The sequence below is a fragment of the Nocardia sp. SSK8 genome (assembly GCF_037034205.1).
In the GTDB taxonomy this organism is placed as follows: Bacteria; Actinomycetota; Actinomycetes; order Mycobacteriales; family Mycobacteriaceae; genus Nocardia.
The window spans coordinates 162473-178699 of record NZ_JBAGKD010000009.1; the positions used below are offsets into that span (position 1 = coordinate 162473).

Sequence of the window (16227 nt, forward strand, 5' to 3'; positions counted from 1 at the left end):
TCGCGCGCGTTCGGCGTCCCCGAGTCGTAGCGTGTGTGAGCAAAGTTACGCATGAGACGCCCGGAACGAAACCCCTGACGCGCGAGGTCTGCGCGACGCAAGAATCTGATCGGCGTCATCGAGGGAGAATCTGATGGGAGCTTACTCGACACCCCGGCTGGAAGAGCCCCAGATCCAGCGCGCGCTGTCGACCGCATCGGGCAATCGCGGTGTGGCGGTGGTGGCCCGGGTCTTGGGCTGGCTGTTCTTCGTCGGCGGACTCGTCGGCGCCGGGCTCGGCCTGGCCGGGCTGCACGTGGAGATCACCGTGGCGGGCCTGATCCTGGCCTGCACCGCGGGCCTGATCCTGCTCAAGCTACGCACCGATCGGGATGCGCTCGAAACGAACTGAGGCACACCGAAATCCGGCTGCGTCCCGCGCCCGTCCGGCCTACCGTCGACGGAGTGCGGATCGACATCACCGGTGACGCGACCCGGTTCCTGACCCAGGCCGAGACCTTTCTGCGCGGGGATCCGCTGCGCTACACCGTCGTTGCCACGGTCGCGGTCAGCCAGTCGCGCAACAACACCGCCGGGACACGGTTCCTCACGGTGCGCGACGACGACGGTGTGCGCGGCATCGCGCAGTGCACCGCCGACGGCCGCGCCTATCTCGCCGCTGTTCCGCCGGAGGGTATTCCGGCCGTCGTCGAGGTGTTGATGGGCCTTGACACTCCGCTGGTCAGTGTCGAAGGACCGGCCGCCGAGATCGAGGCCTTCCTCACCCACTGGCCGGGCACCCACGAGCGGGGACACACCGCCCGGCTGTTCGAGCTCGGCGCCCTGCGCACACCGGAGGTTCCCGGCACACCCCGGCTCGCCGGACCGGGTGACCTCGACGTCGGCCTGCGGATGGTCCAGGAGTTCCACGCGGAGACCGGATCCCCGCGCGGTGTCGCCCGCGGTGTCGCCGAACGGCAGATCGCGGCCGGGCTGTGGTGGCTGTGGGAGCGTGACGGTGTCGCGAGCGCGTTCGTCGCCCGGCAGACCGAGGCGTTCGGGTGGGCCAGGATCGGGCCGGTCTACACGCCACCGTCCCTGCGCGGTAACGGGTACGCCAGCGCGCTGACCGCCGCGGTCTGCGGGGTGATCCGCGCCGAGGGCACCGAGGTCTGCCTGTTCGCCGACCTGGCCAATCCCACCTCGAACAAGATCTACCGGGCCATCGGCTTCGCGCCGGTATGCGATTTCGTGCACCACCGGCTGGCCGCTTAGACCAGCGGCGCGGCGTACCACCAGTCGAGCATCCGCGCCTCGTCGGTGGTGGTGGTCCGCTGCGCCACGGTGGTCGTGCTCTCGACGACGACCTCGTTCACCGACGCTCCCGAGGAACTGTCCTCGGCGGGCATGTTCACGATCTTCACGACGAACACCACCACCAGCACGACCAGGATGATCAGGGCGATCCAGCCGCCCGGCGTGGCCTGCCAGCGCGATTGCCGCTTGGGTCCGAGATAGGACTCGGCGACGGAACGTTCTTGTTTGCCGGGCCGCCCGGTCCCGGCACGATCCCGAACCGCCTGGGCGCTACCCCGGGCGTCCACCGAACCCGCCCACGCGGGCGCGGCGCCCGGCCGCCCGCCCGGCATCGCCTGATTCGCGTGCGGCCATGCCGTGCCCGGCGTTTGTCCCGCACCGGGCCACGAGCTGCCCGGCGCTCGCCCAGCGCCGGGTAACCCCGCGCCAGGGTGTGGTCCGACACCCGGTGAACCCGCGCCAGGAGCCTGCCCCGCAGCGGACCATGCCGCGCCGGGAGTCTGTTCGGCGCCCGGCCGGGATTCGGCGGTAGTGCCGGGCCAGGACTGGCCTGGCCCGGAAACCACACCTGCGGGCCAGGATCCGGCGCTGGAGACGGGCCAGCCTTGGCCCGGGGTGGCGCCTGGGATCGGGTGGCCCGGTGCCGGGGTGTGGGGTGAGTTCGGGGGATAGGTGCGGGTCGGGGCGGCGGCGGGGTAGGGCTGGGCGCCGGTGAGGGCTTGCTCGGCGGCCGTGGCGAATTCGGCGCAGGTGGCGAAGCGTTCGGCGGGGCGCTTGGCCATGGCGCGGGCGATCACCGCGTCGAGGGCGGGTGGGAGGTCGGGGCGCAGGGCGCGGGCGCTGGGTGGGCGGAGTTGCAGGTGGCCGGAGATGACCGCGACGGGGTTGGGTGCCTCGAACGGTGTGGTGCCGGTGAGCAGGCGGAACAGCGTGCAGGCCAGCGAGTACTGGTCGGCGCGGCCGTCGAGCGCGATCCCGGACAGCTGCTCGGGGGAGGCGAAAGCCAGGGTGGCGGTGAAGGTTCCGGTCTGGGTGAGTTTGGCGGCGCTGTCGTCGTGCAGGCGCGCGATCCCGAAATCGGTGAGGTACACGCGCTCGCCGCCGTGGGCCTGCTCGAGCAGGATATTGGCCGGTTTCACGTCCCGGTGCAGCACCCCGCGGCTGTGCGCGAAGTCCAGTGCCGCCGCGGTTTCGGCGACGACGCGCACCGCGCGCGCCGGGTCCACCGGCATCGGCAGCGAGGCCGCGTCGGAGCCCTCGATGTAGCGCATCGAGATCCACAACTGCTCGTTCTCCACCCCGCGGTCGTAGACCGTCACGATGTTCGGATGCTCGAGCTGGGCGACCAGATCGGCCTCGCGCTCGAAGCGGGCCCGGATCTCGTTGTCGGAGTACAACTCCCGGTTCAGCAGCTTCATCGCGGTGCGCCGGGGCAGCCGCGGATGGCGGGCCAGGTATACCGACCCCATGCCGCCGCGGCCGAGCAGCCGTTCGATGGTGTACCCGGCGAAAACGCCGGTCTCCTCGTGCATCACGTCAGTTCAGCGGTGCCGAGCGCCACCAGCGCAGCACGTCGTTCGGGTCGCCGTAGCCGTCGGTGAACATCAGGAACTGGGCGCGGTCGGGTTCACCGGTGAACTGGGTGATGATCTTGTTGCCGTTGTCGGTGTACTTGTAGTTGGTGTACTGCTTGCCGCCGTTGGTGTCGGTGGACTTGGTATTGCTGGGCAGCCCGTCGATCACCGCCTGCACATCGGCGGCCGAGTTGTAGACGTAGAACCGGTAGAACGGATCGTCTCCGTCGGAGCCGCCGCCGTCGTAGCAGCGCCACTGCCACACCCATGCACCGAAATCCGGGTCGCCGTCGCTGGTCGTCGGCGTGTAGCCGGTGTCGGTCTCCCAGCAGGTGGCCTGGTTGTAGCCGGTCTCGCCGTCGACGGTGGCGGGCACCATCCGGCTGAACGCGGCGCTGATCGCGTCGGCGTTCGGCGTCACCTGCTTGCCCGCCACCACACTGGTCGTGGTGGTGGAACTGGTGGTGCCGCCGGACTTGTCGTCGCTGACGGCCACGCCGATCGCGATGAGCAGCACGATCACCAGCAGCACCGCCACCACGATGCCGATGATCAGCCCGTTGTTGGACTTGCCTGCCGGGCGCGGACCCTGCGGATACTGGGCGAAATTGCTCGGCGGCGAGGTGGGCGGCGTCGGGTACTGCGGCCGCGACTGCTGGGCATACGGGGCCTGCCCGCCGGTGTTCTGCGGGGTGGGCAGCTGGTTGGCGGTCATCGGGCCCTGGGTGCCCGCGCCGGTCATCGGCGAGGCCACCGGGTACGGCGCGCCTGTCTGCGGGAGGGCGCCACCCGTGGTGGGACGCGGGCCACCGGTCTGCGGCATCGCGCCACCGGTGGTCGGCCGTGGACCGCCGGTCTGCGGGTACGCGCCCCCGGTCTGCGGGTAGGCACCGCCGGTCTGCGGGTACGCACCGCCGGTGGTCTGCGGGTAGGCGCCGCCGGTGGCCGGATGCGGGCCACCGGCCAGCGGATGGGCGCCGCCGGTCCCGGGACGCGGACCGGCGATCGGCAGGGCGGGCGCGCTCGGATTGTTCAGCGCGGCCAGCGCGGCGGCGGCGAAGTCCGAGCAGGAGTCGAAGCGGTCGTCGGGGCGCTTGGCCATGGCTTTGGCCAGCACCGCGTCCAGCGCGTAGGGCAGGCCGGGGCGCACGCTGCTCAGCGGCGGCGGTGGCTGCTGCAGGTGTCCCTGGATGACCGCGGCCGGGTTGGTCGCGGTGAACGGGCCGGACCCGGTGAACAGCCAGAACAGCGCGCACGCCAGCGAATACTGGTCGGAGCGGTGATCCAGCGCGGCGCCGGTGAGCTGTTCGGGCGAGGCGTAGGCCAGGGTGGCGGTGAAGGTGCCGGTCTGGGTGAGATGACCGGTGTCGTCGCGCAGGCGGGCGATGCCGAAGTCGGTGAGGTAGACCCGTTCGCCGCGGCCCGCGCCGGACCGGGCCAGCAGGATATTGGCCGGTTTCACATCGCGGTGCAGCACGCCCATGCCGTGCGCGTAGTCCAGCGCGTCGGCGGTCTCCTTGACGATCTGCAGGGCGCGCGCGGGCGGCAGCGTCTGCGGGTCCACCGAGGCGGCGTCGATGCCGTCGATGAACTGCATGGAGATCCACAGCTGTTCGTCGTCGAGCCCGCGGTCGTAGACGGTGACGATGTTCGGATGATCCAGGCGCGAGACCAGATCCGCCTCCCGCTCGAACCGCGCCCGCACCTCCTGATCGAAGAACATCTCGCGATTGAGCAGCTTGAGCGCGGTCATCCGCGGTAGCCGCGGGTGCTTGGCCAGATAGACCGAACCCATGCCACCACGACCGAGTTGCCGTTCGATGACATAGCCCGCGAAGACATCTCCGTTGGCCAGCATGTCTGCTCCACTTCCCGCCGTGCGCCGGGACCCACCAGCGCACACGCGTACAGCACGAAAGCCGCGGCCGGGTGGCCCGCCACGGGGAAAATCACCGAAACCTTAGCAGCCGGTACCGACCCCGGCGGCGGCCTCGATCACGACGGACGACGAGGCTGCGGCGGCACGATATAGCCGGGATGGTTACGCCCACCGGGGAAATCGATGGTCGCCGGGCGCGGTGCGACCCGGCGCCCCGGCCCCGACGGTGGCCGCGCGGCGTGCGGATGCGGCTGCGCGGGCGTGGCCGACGGCGGTGGGGACGCCTGGGGATAAGGCTGCGGTGGGGTGTTCGGCCGCGGATAGCCGGTGGCCTGCGGATACTGCTCGCGGGCGCGCAGCACCACACCGGTGGCGGTGGGCTGCGGCTGGTGGTGCCACGGACCGGGCGCGGCGAACAGCGCCGCCTTGGCGGCCTGCGCGAACTCCGCGCAGCTGGCGTAGCGCGCCCCGGGCCGCTTGGCGGTGGCCCTGGCCAGCACCGTGTCCAGGGTGGCGGGCAGGTCGCCGCGCAGGCTGCGCAGCGGCGGCACCGGCGCGCTCAGATGCGCCTGGATGACGGTGGCCGGGTTCGGTCCGGGGAACGGCACCGAACCGGTCAGCATCCAGAACAGCGTGCAGGCCAGCGAATACTGGTCGGCGCGATGATCCAGCGGCGCCCCGGCCAGCTGTTCGGGCGCGGCGTAGGCCAGGGTGGCGGTGATGGTGCCCGCCGAGGACAGCGTGGTCTCGCTGTCGCGCACGGCCGCGATGCCGAAATCGGTGAGTACCACCCGTTCCGGGCGCCCGATCGGCGGCTTGGCCAGCAGGATATTGGCCGGTTTCACATCCCGGTGCAGTACGCCGCCCGCGTGCGCGAAGTCCAGCGCGGTCGCGGTCTCGATCACGATCTGCACGGCGCGGTCGGGCGTCAGCACGTTCACATCGGCGGTCGCCACATCGGTTCCGGCCACGAACTGCATCGAGATCCAGAGCTGGTCGTCCTCGGTGCCGCGGTCGTAGACATTGACGATGTTCGGGTGCTCGAGCTGCGCGACCAGATCGGCCTCACGCTCGAAACGCTGCCGGATCTCGGCATCGGCGGACAGCTCGCGGCTGAGCAACTTGAGCGCGGTCAGCCGGGGCAATCGGGGATGACGCGCCAAATACACCACGCCCATCCCGCCCTGACCCAGGACACGGCGGATCGTGTACCCGGCGAACACGTCGCCTTTGCGCAACACGCGAAGTCACCCCCTCCAGGGCAGAGCACCCGTCGAAAATTCTACCGATGTATCTCGGGTAGCACCCAGAGTGCAACATCGTTGCCGACCACCACGGTGTGCGGCCCAAGGGGGCCGCACACCCGCGGCGCCAGCCGCCATAATGACAGCATGCGCATTGGAGCACACGTTCGTGATGAGAGCGATCCGATCGGCTTCGGTGAGAAGCTCGGTGCCGAGGTCATCCAGATGTTCGTGGTGGATCCGCAGAGCTGGGACAAACCCCAGCCGCATCCCAGGGCCGCCGAGATCCTGGCCAGTCCGATCGATGTCGTCGTGCACTCGTCGTATCAGATCAATGTGGCCAGCCTGAACAACCGGCTGCGAATGCCCTCGCGCAACGCGGTGGCCCAGCAGGCCGCGGCGGCGGCCGAGCTCGGCGCGTTCGGCCTGGTCGTGCACGGCGGGCATGTGCGTTCCGACGCCGAGCGCGATACCGGAATCGATAACTGGCGCAAGCTGTTCGAACGTCAGCAGGACAAGGGCGGGTTCGCCGTGCCGATCCTGATCGAGAACACCGCGGGCGGCAATCACGCCATGGCCCGCCACTTCGACGCCATCGCCCGGCTCTGGGACGCCGTCGGCGATTACGGCGCGGGCTTCTGCCTCGACACCTGCCACGCCTGGGCGGGCGGGGAGGAACTGGTCGGCGTGGTCGAGCGGATCAAGGCCATCACCGGCCGGATCGACCTGGTGCACCTGAACTCCTCGCGCGACGAGTTCGACTCCGGCGCCGACCGGCACGCCAACTTCGCCGACGGCACCATCGACCCGCGGCTGCTGGCCGAGGTCTGCCGCACCGCGGGCGCGCCCGTCATCCTGGAGACCCCCGCCGAAGGTGTCGCCGAGGACCTGGCCTACCTGCGCGAGAACCTCGGCTGAGGGTTGGGATCAGCCGGAAGGAAAACCTGTCTGCCGAACGGATTTCGCGGTGTGCTTGATGCATCAGCAACCGATCGAAGACAGTGAAGGTGATCCCATGACGGTCGACCACGCCACCCCCGCCACCGTGACGGTGACCAAGCTCGGCGCGCACATCGGCGCCCAGGTGGACGGCGTCCGTCTGGGCGGTGACCTGGACGCGGCGACGGTCGCGACCATCCGCCGCGCGCTCAACGAGCACAAGGTGATCTTCTTCCGTGGTCAGCAGCACCTCACCGAGGACGGCCAGCACGAGTTCGCGGCGCTGCTCGGCAGCCCGACCGCCCCGCACCCGACGGTGACCTCGCAGGGGGTGAAGAGCCTGGCCATCGACTCCGAGAACGGGCGCGCCAATTCCTGGCACACCGACGTGACCTTCGTCGACCGGATTCCCAAGGCCTCGATCCTGCGGGCGGAGCGCCTGCCCAGCTACGGCGGCTCCACCACCTGGGCCTCCACCGTCGCCGCCTACAACTCGCTGCCCGATTCGCTCAAGCTGCTCGCCGAGAACCTGCGGGCGGTGCATACGAATGTGTACGACTACGCGGCGCGCAATGTCGAGCCCATTCGCCCGAATTCGGAGAAGTACCGCGCGGAGTTCCAGTCGACCTACTACGAGACCGAGCACCCCGTCGTGCGGGTGCACCCCGAGACCGGGGAGCGGGCGCTGCTGCTGGGCCACTTCGTGAAGAACTTCGTCGGCCTGTCGACCAGCGAATCGCAGGCGCTGTTCCGTCTGTTCCAGGATCGCGTCACCCGCCTGGAGAACACCACCCGCTGGAACTGGGCAGACGGCGATGTCGCCATCTGGGACAACCGCGCCACCCAGCACTACGCCGTCGACGACTACGACGACCAGCCCCGCCGCCTGACCCGCATCACCCTCGCCGGTGACATCCCGGTGGGTGTCGACGGCAAGCCGAGCACCGTCATCGAAGGAAACGCGGACCACTACTCGGTGGTCGAGCAGGTCGAACTGCTCGCCTCGTAATCAGCGACACCGGGCCCGGCACCGCCACCACCACGGTGTGCGGCCCGCCTCGCGTCCGAGGGGCGAGACGTAACGGCGCAGCCGGAGTATCGCCCCTCGGACGCGAGGCCCAAGGGGGCCGCACACCCCGCGGCGCCAGCCGCCATAATCACAGCATGGAAATTCGGCCTCTGGATGGCGTGCGCGTACTGGAACTCGGTAACTATGTCGCCGCGCCCACCGCCGGACGGATTCTCGGGGACTTCGGGGCCGAGGTGATCAAGGTCGAGCGGCCCGGCACGGGCGACGAGCTGCGGAATTGGCGGTTGTACGGGGGTGACACCTCCATGCTGTACCGGACCGTCAACCGGAACAAGAAGTCGATCGTGCTGGATCTGCGGACCGAGGCGGGCCGGGCGGTGGTGCTCGAGCTGGTGAAACAGTGCGATGTGCTGCTGGAGAACTTCCGGCCGGGCATGCTCGAGAAGTGGGGGCTGGGGCCGGAGGTGCTCGAGGCCGCCAAGCCCGGGCTGGTCATCACCCGGATCTCGGCCTATGGACAGACGGGTCCGATGGCGGCGCGGCCCGGGTTCGCGGCGGTGGCCGAGGCGGTCGGTGGCCTGCGTGAGCTGGTCGGCGACCCGGATCGGCCGCCGGTGCGGGTGGGTGTCTCGATCGGTGACTCGATCGCGGGCATCTACGCCGCCTTCGGCACGGTCATGGCGTTGTTCCAGCGGGAACGGGTCAGCGGGACGGTGCCGCAGGCCGAGCGGATCATCGATGTCGCGCTCAACGAATCGATCCTGTCGGTGATGGAATCGCTGGTCCCGGACCACTTCGCCTACGGCATCAATCGCGAGCGGGTCGGCGGCCGGATGGAGGGCATCGCGCCGAGCAACGCCTACCCGACCAGCGACGGGTACAGCATCATCATCGGCGGCAACGGCGATGCCATCTTCCAGCGCTATATGACGGTCATCGATCGTCCCGACCTGGCGGCCGACCCGGACCTGGCCGACAACGCGGGCCGCTGGCGGAATCGCGAGCGCCTCGACGCCTCGATCGCGGAGTGGACGATCAAGCACACCCGCGACGAGGCGCTGAAGCTGCTCGACGCGGCGGCCATCCCGTGCGGGCCTATCTACACCGCCGCCGATATCGTGGCCGACGAGCAGTACCGGGCACGCAATATGATCCAGACGTTCCCCGTCGACGTGGGCGAGCCCGAACCCAAGCAGGTGGGGTTCGGCGGCATCGTCCCGGTCATCGGGGGCGAGTCGCTGCCGATCCGGAATGTCGGCCCCGACCTCGGCGAGCACACCCGAGAGGTGCTCGGCGGGTTGCTCGGAATGACCGAGGACCAGATCGACGCGCTGGAGGCATCGTGACGAGGCGAGTACACGGCAGACGCCGCCCACCGGTGCGCAGCAAGTGGGAACCGCGCGGCCCCGGCCATGTGCGCCCGACCGTGCACCCGACCCCGGCCAGCGTCGGCGACAAGCCCTGCGGCGGGGTCATGTGCGTGCCGCATCAGGAGCCGGAGCAGCGGCGATGACCGCGCCGCTGCTGCGCGATGTCACCCTGCGTGACGGCTTGCAGCTCACCGGCAAGGTGCTGCCCACCGAGCAGAAGATCGACGTGGTCCGGCGGCTGCTGGCCGCCGGGGTGCCCGCGCTCGAGATCGGCTCGATGGCCCGCCCCGACCTGGTGCCGCCGATGGCCAACTCGCTCGAGCTGATCGCCGCGCTCACCCCCGACGAATTGGCGAAATGCTGGGTCTGGGTGGCCACGCCCCGGCACGTGGAGAAGGCCGCGGCGGCGGGCGCGCGCAACTTCCAGTACTGCTTCTCGGTCTCCGACGCGCACAACAAGGCCAATATCGGCCGCGACACCGAAACCTCGGTGGCCGCCATGCCCGACGCCATCCGGCTCGCCGAGCAGGCGGGCGGACAGCTCCAGCTGTGCCTGGCGACCGCGTTCACCTGCCCCTTCGACGGCCCGGTCGACCCCGAGCGGGTGCTCGCCATCGCCCGCGACCCGCGCACCGAGGGCGCCGCCGACATCGTGCTCGCCGACACCCTCGGCCAGGCCCACCCCGGCCAGGTCGGCGCCCTGGTCACCGCGGTGCGCGAGCAGACCCCGCCGCGCCGCATCGTCTTCCACGGCCACGACACCTGGGGCATGGGCGTGGCCAACACCCTCGCCGCCGTCGCGGCGGGCGCCACCATGGTCGACGGCGCCCTGGGCGGGCTGGGCGGCTGCCCGTTCGCGCCCGGCGCCAGCGGCAACACCGCCTCCGAGGACATCCTCTTCGCCACCCGCCCGGACTGGTTCACCCCCGAGCGGCTGACGAGCCTGGTCGGCCTCACCGAGGAACTGCTCGCCGAGCTGGGCGAGCCGAATCGCTCCCGGGCCGCCCAGGGGGCGCGCTCGGAGGCCGCGGCGTTCGAGTGGGTCATCCGCTAGGTATCGGGGGAAATCCGGATGGCGCGGTGCGGCGCGGCCCGCCAGACTGGACACCATGACTTCGCACCCCATGGGGACCGAGGCCGTCGACCCGGCGGCCGTCACCGAGACCGCGGCCGCAGCACAGGACCTGGTGAAGCTGTACGGCACGGGAGACACACAGGTCAAGGCCCTGGACGGGGTGTCCGCCGATTTCGCCAGGGGCGAGTTCACCGCCATCATGGGCCCCTCCGGCTCCGGCAAATCCACCCTCATGCACTGCCTGGCCGGGCTCGACAGCGCCAGCTCCGGCGAGGTCCGCATCGGTGACACCGCCCTGACCGGCCTGTCCGACAAACAGATGACCGCGCTGCGCCGCGACCGGATCGGCTTCGTGTTCCAGGCGTTCAACCTCGTCCCCACGCTGACCGCGTTGGAGAACATCACGCTCCCGCTCGACATCGCGGGCCGCAAGGCCGACCAGGACTGGCTCGAGACCGTGGTCAAGCGCCTTGGCCTGGGTGACCGGCTCGACCACCGGCCCTCGGAACTCTCCGGCGGTCAGCAACAGCGTGTGGCGTGCGCCCGCGCACTGGTCGGCAAGCCGGAGATCATCTTCGGCGACGAGCCGACCGGCAACCTGGACTCGCACTCCTCCGGTGAGGTGCTGTCCATCCTGCGCGCCTCGGTCGACGAGTTCGGCCAGACCGTCGTCATCGTCACCCACGACCCGCGCGCCGCCTCCTACGCCGACCGGGTGGTCTTCCTCGCCGACGGCCGCATCGTCGACGAACTGCGCGACCCCACCCAGGACTCGGTGCTCGACCGGATGAAGGCGCTGGAGACCAAGTGAGCGACGACGTCACGGGCGGCGGGGGCAACCCCATGCGCAAGGTCGCCCTGCGCAATCTGGCCGCGCACAAGGTGCGCCTGGCCCTGACCCTGCTCTCGGTGGTGCTCGGCACCGCCTTCATCTCCGGCTCGTTCGTCTTCACCGACACGCTCCAGCGCACCTTCGACAGCATCTTCGAGGGCCAGGCCCAGGGCGTCGACGTGCGCGTCGGGCCGGAGGCGCAGCAGTCGCTCGGCGTGCCGACCAATATCGTCGCCGCGCTGGCCAAGACCGAGGGCGTGGCCCGGGTCGCGCCCGCGGTGAACGGCCCGGTCGTGCTGCTCGAACCCGACGGCAAGAAGGCCGTGCAGACCGGCGGCGCGCCGAGTTTCGGCGTGTCCTACCTGCCCCCGGACAAGGCCGTCGAGGACCCGCAGACCTTCGTCGCCGGTGCGCCGCCCGCCCGGCCGGGCGAGATCGCGCTCAACACCACCGGCGCGGAGAAGGCCGGTCTGCGTGTCGGCGACAAGACCAAGGTGCTCATCCCGGCCAAGGGCGACCCGTTCGAGGTGACCCTGTCCGGCATCTACGAGATGCCCGGCACCGAGGGCGGCGGCGTGGTGGCGGTGATGTTCACCGAGGCCCAGGGCACCCAGCTGTTCACCGACGGCACCCACGTCGCCTACGCCGATATCGCCGCCGCGCCGGGCACCTCGCCCGACGAACTGCGCGACCGCCTGGCCGCCGGGCTGCCCGACTACAAGGTGCAGAACGCCGACGAGGTCCGCGAGGACATGAAGAAGCAGGTGTCCGAGGCGCTCACCTTCATCAACTACTTCCTGCTGGCGTTCGGCGCGATCGCGCTGATCGTCGGCACGTTCATCATCTACAACACCTTCTCGATGATCGTCGCCCAGCGCCTGCGCGAGCTGGCGCTGCTGCGCGCGATCGGTGCCAGTCGCGCCCAGGTCGGGCGCTCGGTGGTGTCGGAGGCCGTGGTGATCGGCCTGATCGGCAGCGTGCTCGGCCTGCTGGCGGGCATCGGGCTGGCCTTCGGGCTCTCGGCGCTGCTCAACGCCTTCGACCTCGGCCTGCCCACCGGTTCGCTGACGGTGCTGCCGCGCACCGCGATCGTCGCCTTGCTGGTCGGCCTGATCGTCACCGTGGCCAGTGCCTACGCCCCGGCCCGCCGCGCGGCCAAGGTGCCGCCGGTGGAGGCGATGCGCTCGGAGTTCGCCAGCACCGGCGACTCGCTGCGGGTGCGCACGGCGTTCGGCGCGGTGCTGGCGGTGGCCGGCGGCGTGCTGGTCTACGTCGGCGCGCAGGGCACCGGCAAGCCCGCCGCGGCGACGGTCGGCATCGGCGCGCTCGCGCTGATCCTGGCGGTGCTGCTGGCCGCACCCGCGCTGGCGCGGCCGATGGTGCTGGTGCTGGGCGTGCTCACCCGCCCGTTCGGCGCGATCGGGCAGATGGCGCGCAACAACGCGGTGCGCAATCCGCGCCGCACCGCCGCCACCGCCTTCGCGCTGACTCTCGGGCTCATGCTGGTCTCGGCGATCGGCATTCTCGGCGCCTCGGCCAAGACCAGCGTCGGGGTGCTCATCGACAAGGGTGTTAAGGCCGAATACGTGCTGGCCGGGCCGCAGATGATCGGCGCGCCGATCGGCGCGGTGGACGCGGTGCGTGACCAGGTGCCGGGGATCAGCGATGTCACCGGAATCCGGTTCGTGGGGTTCAAGGTCGACGGCGACCAGCTCGGTGCCACCTCGCCGGACGGCCCGCTCGACCCGGTCATGGATATCGACATGATCAGCGGCAGTTCCACCCCCGCCGAGAACGGCATCCTGGTCGGCGCGACCGAGGCCGAGGACCGCGGCTGGAAACAGGGCGACACGATCGAGATCACCAGTCTCGACAACAAGAAGCTCGCGCTCACCGTCGGCGGCATCTTCGCCGACAACGCCCTGCTCGGGCCGATGGTCGTCGATCCGGGTGTCTACGAGCAGCTGATGCCGCCGAGCCTACGCACCAATATCTTCGTGCTGGTCAAGGCGGAGCCGGGCGCCGATCTCGCCGCCATGCGGACGAATCTGGAGCAGGCCACCGAGCCGTTCGTGGTGGTGCAGGTGCAGGACCACGAGGAGTTCAAGGGCGCGCAGGGCAGGCAGATCAACACCCTGCTGGCCATTCTCTACGGCCTGCTCGCGCTGGCGGTGGTGATCGCGGTGCTCGGCATCATCAACACCCTGGCCCTGTCGGTGGTGGAGCGGCGCCGCGAGATCGGCATGCTCCGCGCCGTCGGTACCCAGCGCTCGCAGGTGCGCCGCACGATCTACCTGGAGTCCATGCTGATCGCTATCTTCGGCGCCATCGTGGGCCTGGTCCTCGGTATCGCCCTGGGCGTCGGCTTCCTGCGCACCCTGCGTGACCTGGGCATCGACCAGATCACCATCCCGTGGTCGCAGCTGGTGACGGTGCTGATCGCCTCGGCGGTGGTGGGTGTGCTGGCCGCGGTGTGGCCGGGCATCCGGGCCGCGCGCACGCCTCCGCTGGCGGCCATCGCGGATCTGTAGACGGTTGGTCTGCGTGCTTCGCCCTCGCACCGGATGACGGTGCGAGGGCGAATCGCGCGTTCGGAGTAGCGCGCCGGATGTTCGGTCGAGTCGATGGGCGATTCCTGCCGGGAGCCTGCGGGTTCGGGTGCGGGAGGGGAAGGGTCGAAGATCGCGGCGGCGCTCGCGTGCTGGCCTCGGTGCGCGTGCTGACGGCGCGACGGCCGGGGAGTATGTGCTGCTGGTCAGGCCGGGTAGCGGTCGACCCAGGTGGTGGGGGGTCGGCCGTGGTTGTCCTTGGGTGGGTTCAGGCCGAATTCCGTGCAGTAGTCGGTGGCGAGGCGGTCGAGGACGGGGCGGGCGTCGACGGTGTTCGACCAGCGGCGGGGGAGGGCGGTGCGGCCGTGGCGGGCGCCGAGCAGGCTGCCCGCGAGGGAACCGGTGGCGTCGCTGTCGCCGGAGTGGTTGACCGACAGCAGTAGTCCGGTGCGCACGATCTGGTGGGCCGGGCCGCCGATCGATTCGGCGGCGAGCAGCGCGAACACGGCGATGGCGAGGGCTTCCGGGCCGATCCAGCCCTGGCCGAGGGTTTCGAGATCCTCGGGGGTCGCGGTCCGGCCCGCCCGGGCCAGGCGTGCGGCCAGCCCGCTCGCGGCCTCGAGTGCCGCCGAGGTCTCCTGATGGTCCGGGTAGCTCGCGAGTTCGGCGCGGGCCCGGTCGAGGGCGGTGGGCGTATCGGTGCCGCGCGTGAGCTGGTAGACCAGCGCGGCCAGCGTGCCCGCCGGTAACCACCCGCTCGGATGACCGTGCGTGAGTGCGGCGGTGTCGCAACCCAATTCGAAGATGGCGCTCAGGGCCGCCCCGCTCCGGTCGGCCGCGTACCCGAATCCGCACGGCGCCGCCCGCATCACCGCGCCACTGCCCTTGGAACCGTTGACCGGCCGCTCCCTGGTGCCGAGCGGATCGGTCGGCGCCCCGCGCTCGGCGGCCCGCCGCAGCGCCGTGTACACCGAATTCGCCAGTCCCCGTTGCTCGACCAGCTCGACATGCCTGCTCAAGGTGCTGAACAGCGGCACCGGCTGCTCCGGCACCTCCTCGACCTGCCCGCGCAACCACACCAGCATCCCCTGCTGCAACAACCCCAGCGTGGCCCCGCCGACCCCATCGGCCCTGGCCCGCACCGATCCCCGGATCAGCGCCTCGACCGTGAACGCCGTCAGCTGCGTCTCCTCCGAGATCCGCAGCACCGCGGGGTCGGTCAACCCGGTTGCGCCGTACTCGCCGCGGATCTGCCGCAGCGACCTGTTCTCCACCGGCGCCCCGAGCGCGTCACCGACCGCCCCACCCAGCAGGCACCCGTGCACGGCCTCTAGCCAGGCCGGAGCCGCGTCACGATACCGATGCGCCGACCGCGCGAAACGGTGTTCGCCACTCCCCGAGGAGGTGCCGACCGCTGCGGGCCGCGGGGTGGGCGTCGCGGGCCCGCCAGCGGTCGAGTGGGCGGTGACCGCGTTGGTGGGCCTGGCGTTCGGGTCGTGGGTGGTCGCGCTCGGGGCGGTGGTGGCGAGGCGGGCGTGGTCGTGGGTGGTGGCTCGGAGGTCGGGGTGGGGGCTGGTGCGGGTGCGCAGGGCGGTGGTGAGGGCGGTGGCGAAGTCGGCGCAGGTGGGGAAGCGGTGGGCGGGGTTCTTGGCCATGGCCTTGGCGAGGACGGCGTCGACCGCGGTGGGGAGGGTGCTGCGGTGGGTGCTGGCCGGTGGGGGCGGGGCGTTGAGGTGGCCGAGCATGACGGTGGCGGGGTTGGGGGCGTCGAAGGGGCCGGTGCCGGTGAGCAGGCGGAAGACGGTGCAGGCCAGGGAATACTGGTCGCCGCGGCCGTCCAGCGGGGCGCTGCTGAGCTGTTCGGGGGAGGCGTAGGCGATGGTGGCGGTGAACTGGCCGGTGCGGGTCAGGCCGCCGGTGTCGTCGAGCAGCTTGGCGATGCCGAAATCGGTGAGCAGCACCCGTTCGTCGAAGCCCGCGCCCACCCCCGCCGTGCGGGAGAGCAGGATATTGGCCGGTTTCACATCCCGGTGCAGCACGCCCTGGCGGTGCGCGTAGTCCAGCGCGCTCGCGGTCTGCGCCACGATCTGCGCGATCCGCTCTACCCCGAACTCCCGCACCGGCACCGCCGCCGCGTCCACCCCGTCGACGAACTGCATGGCGATCCACAGCCGGTCCTCGTCCATCCCCCGGTCGTAGACGGTGATGATGTTGGGATGGTCGAGCTGGGCCACCAGATCGGCCTCGCGCTCGAACCGGGCCCGGATCTCGAAGTCGGTGAACAGATCCCGGTGCATGAGCTTGAGCGCGGTCAGCCGCGGCAGCCGCCGGTCCCGGGCCGCGTACACCGCGCCCATCCCGCCGCGTCCCAGCTCCCGCTCGATGACGAACCCGGCGAACACCTCCCCGTGCCGCAACATCGCCTCACCCCGTTCACCG

Annotated in this window: 13 protein-coding genes; 9 read left to right on the forward strand and 4 right to left on the reverse strand. The window is 70.8% G+C overall.

The window, feature by feature from the left end:
• Positions 1–133 precede the first annotated feature (133 nt).
• Complete coding sequence (locus WA675_RS18570) at positions 134–391, forward strand: hypothetical protein (protein ID WP_336085856.1); 258 nt, start codon at positions 134–136, stop codon at positions 389–391.
• A gap of 53 nt (positions 392–444) precedes the next feature.
• A complete protein-coding gene (locus WA675_RS18575) occupies positions 445–1254 on the forward strand; it encodes a GNAT family N-acetyltransferase (protein ID WP_336085857.1) in 810 nt (269 codons plus the stop codon).
• On the opposite strand, the gene WA675_RS18580 is transcribed toward WA675_RS18575, so the two are convergent.
• From WA675_RS18580 to WA675_RS18590, 3 genes are all read right to left on the reverse strand, one after another.
• Complete coding sequence (locus WA675_RS18580) at positions 1251–2828, reverse strand: serine/threonine-protein kinase (RefSeq protein WP_336085858.1); 1578 nt, start codon at positions 2826–2828, stop codon at positions 1251–1253. The two genes, WA675_RS18575 and WA675_RS18580, sit on opposite strands and share 4 nt — an antisense overlap.
• 4 nt (positions 2829–2832) lie before the next feature.
• Positions 2833–4728 carry a serine/threonine-protein kinase gene (locus WA675_RS18585; RefSeq protein WP_336085859.1) on the reverse strand — a complete coding sequence of 632 codons (1896 nt, stop codon included), beginning with the start codon at positions 4726–4728 and terminating at the stop codon, positions 2833–2835.
• A 137-nt stretch (positions 4729–4865) separates the two neighbouring features.
• The gene (locus tag WA675_RS18590) at positions 4866–5990 is read right to left on the reverse strand and encodes a protein kinase domain-containing protein (RefSeq protein ID WP_336085861.1); all 1125 of its coding nucleotides are present in this window, start codon (positions 5988–5990) and stop codon (positions 4866–4868) included.
• Positions 5991–6140: 150 nt separating this feature from the next.
• Between WA675_RS18590 and WA675_RS18595 the strand changes: the two genes are divergently transcribed.
• From WA675_RS18595 to WA675_RS18625, 7 genes are all read left to right on the forward strand, one after another.
• Positions 6141–6911, forward strand: a complete 771-nt coding sequence (locus WA675_RS18595) for a deoxyribonuclease IV (RefSeq protein WP_336085862.1) — start codon at positions 6141–6143, stop codon at positions 6909–6911.
• A gap of 97 nt (positions 6912–7008) precedes the next feature.
• Positions 7009–7941: a TauD/TfdA dioxygenase family protein gene (locus WA675_RS18600; RefSeq protein WP_336085863.1), complete on the forward strand. Its 933-nt coding sequence runs from the start codon at positions 7009–7011 to the stop codon at positions 7939–7941.
• Positions 7942–8096: 155 nt separating this feature from the next.
• Complete coding sequence (locus WA675_RS18605) at positions 8097–9308, forward strand: CaiB/BaiF CoA transferase family protein (RefSeq protein WP_336085864.1); 1212 nt, start codon at positions 8097–8099, stop codon at positions 9306–9308.
• Positions 9305–9475, forward strand: coding sequence for a hypothetical protein (locus WA675_RS18610; protein WP_336085865.1), 171 nt, complete (start codon positions 9305–9307; stop codon positions 9473–9475). The genes WA675_RS18605 and WA675_RS18610 overlap by 4 nt, the downstream gene beginning before the upstream one ends.
• Positions 9472–10386, forward strand: a complete 915-nt coding sequence (locus WA675_RS18615; protein WP_336085866.1) for a hydroxymethylglutaryl-CoA lyase — start codon at positions 9472–9474, stop codon at positions 10384–10386. Before WA675_RS18610 ends, WA675_RS18615 begins: the two co-directional genes overlap by 4 nt.
• A gap of 55 nt (positions 10387–10441) precedes the next feature.
• Positions 10442–11218, forward strand: coding sequence for an ABC transporter ATP-binding protein (locus WA675_RS18620; RefSeq protein ID WP_336085867.1), 777 nt, complete (start codon positions 10442–10444; stop codon positions 11216–11218).
• Positions 11219–11250: 32 nt separating this feature from the next.
• Positions 11251–13770 (forward strand): ABC transporter permease, encoded by a 2520-nt coding sequence (locus tag WA675_RS18625; protein WP_336085924.1) that lies wholly within the window; start codon positions 11251–11253, stop codon positions 13768–13770.
• Positions 13771–13994: 224 nt separating this feature from the next.
• On the opposite strand, the gene WA675_RS18630 is transcribed toward WA675_RS18625, so the two are convergent.
• Positions 13995–16208, reverse strand: coding sequence for an ADP-ribosylglycohydrolase family protein (locus tag WA675_RS18630; protein ID WP_336085868.1), 2214 nt, complete (start codon positions 16206–16208; stop codon positions 13995–13997).
• Positions 16209–16227 lie beyond the last annotated feature (19 nt).

Coding starts and splice junctions, on each gene's coding strand:
- WA675_RS18585 (WP_336085859.1), bottom strand. CDS start 4,728: ATGCTGGCCAACGGAGATGTCTTCGCGGGCTATGTCATCGAACGGCAA.
- WA675_RS18625 (WP_336085924.1), top strand. CDS start 11,251: ATGCGCAAGGTCGCCCTGCGCAATCTGGCCGCGCACAAGGTGCGCCTG.
- WA675_RS18630 (WP_336085868.1), bottom strand. CDS start 16,208: ATGTTGCGGCACGGGGAGGTGTTCGCCGGGTTCGTCATCGAGCGGGAG.
- WA675_RS18595 (WP_336085862.1), top strand. CDS start 6,141: ATGCGCATTGGAGCACACGTTCGTGATGAGAGCGATCCGATCGGCTTC.
- WA675_RS18600 (WP_336085863.1), top strand. CDS start 7,009: ATGACGGTCGACCACGCCACCCCCGCCACCGTGACGGTGACCAAGCTC.
- WA675_RS18570 (WP_336085856.1), top strand. CDS start 134: ATGGGAGCTTACTCGACACCCCGGCTGGAAGAGCCCCAGATCCAGCGC.
- WA675_RS18580 (WP_336085858.1), bottom strand. CDS start 2,828: ATGCACGAGGAGACCGGCGTTTTCGCCGGGTACACCATCGAACGGCTG.
- WA675_RS18605 (WP_336085864.1), top strand. CDS start 8,097: ATGGAAATTCGGCCTCTGGATGGCGTGCGCGTACTGGAACTCGGTAAC.
- WA675_RS18615 (WP_336085866.1), top strand. CDS start 9,472: ATGACCGCGCCGCTGCTGCGCGATGTCACCCTGCGTGACGGCTTGCAG.
- WA675_RS18620 (WP_336085867.1), top strand. CDS start 10,442: ATGACTTCGCACCCCATGGGGACCGAGGCCGTCGACCCGGCGGCCGTC.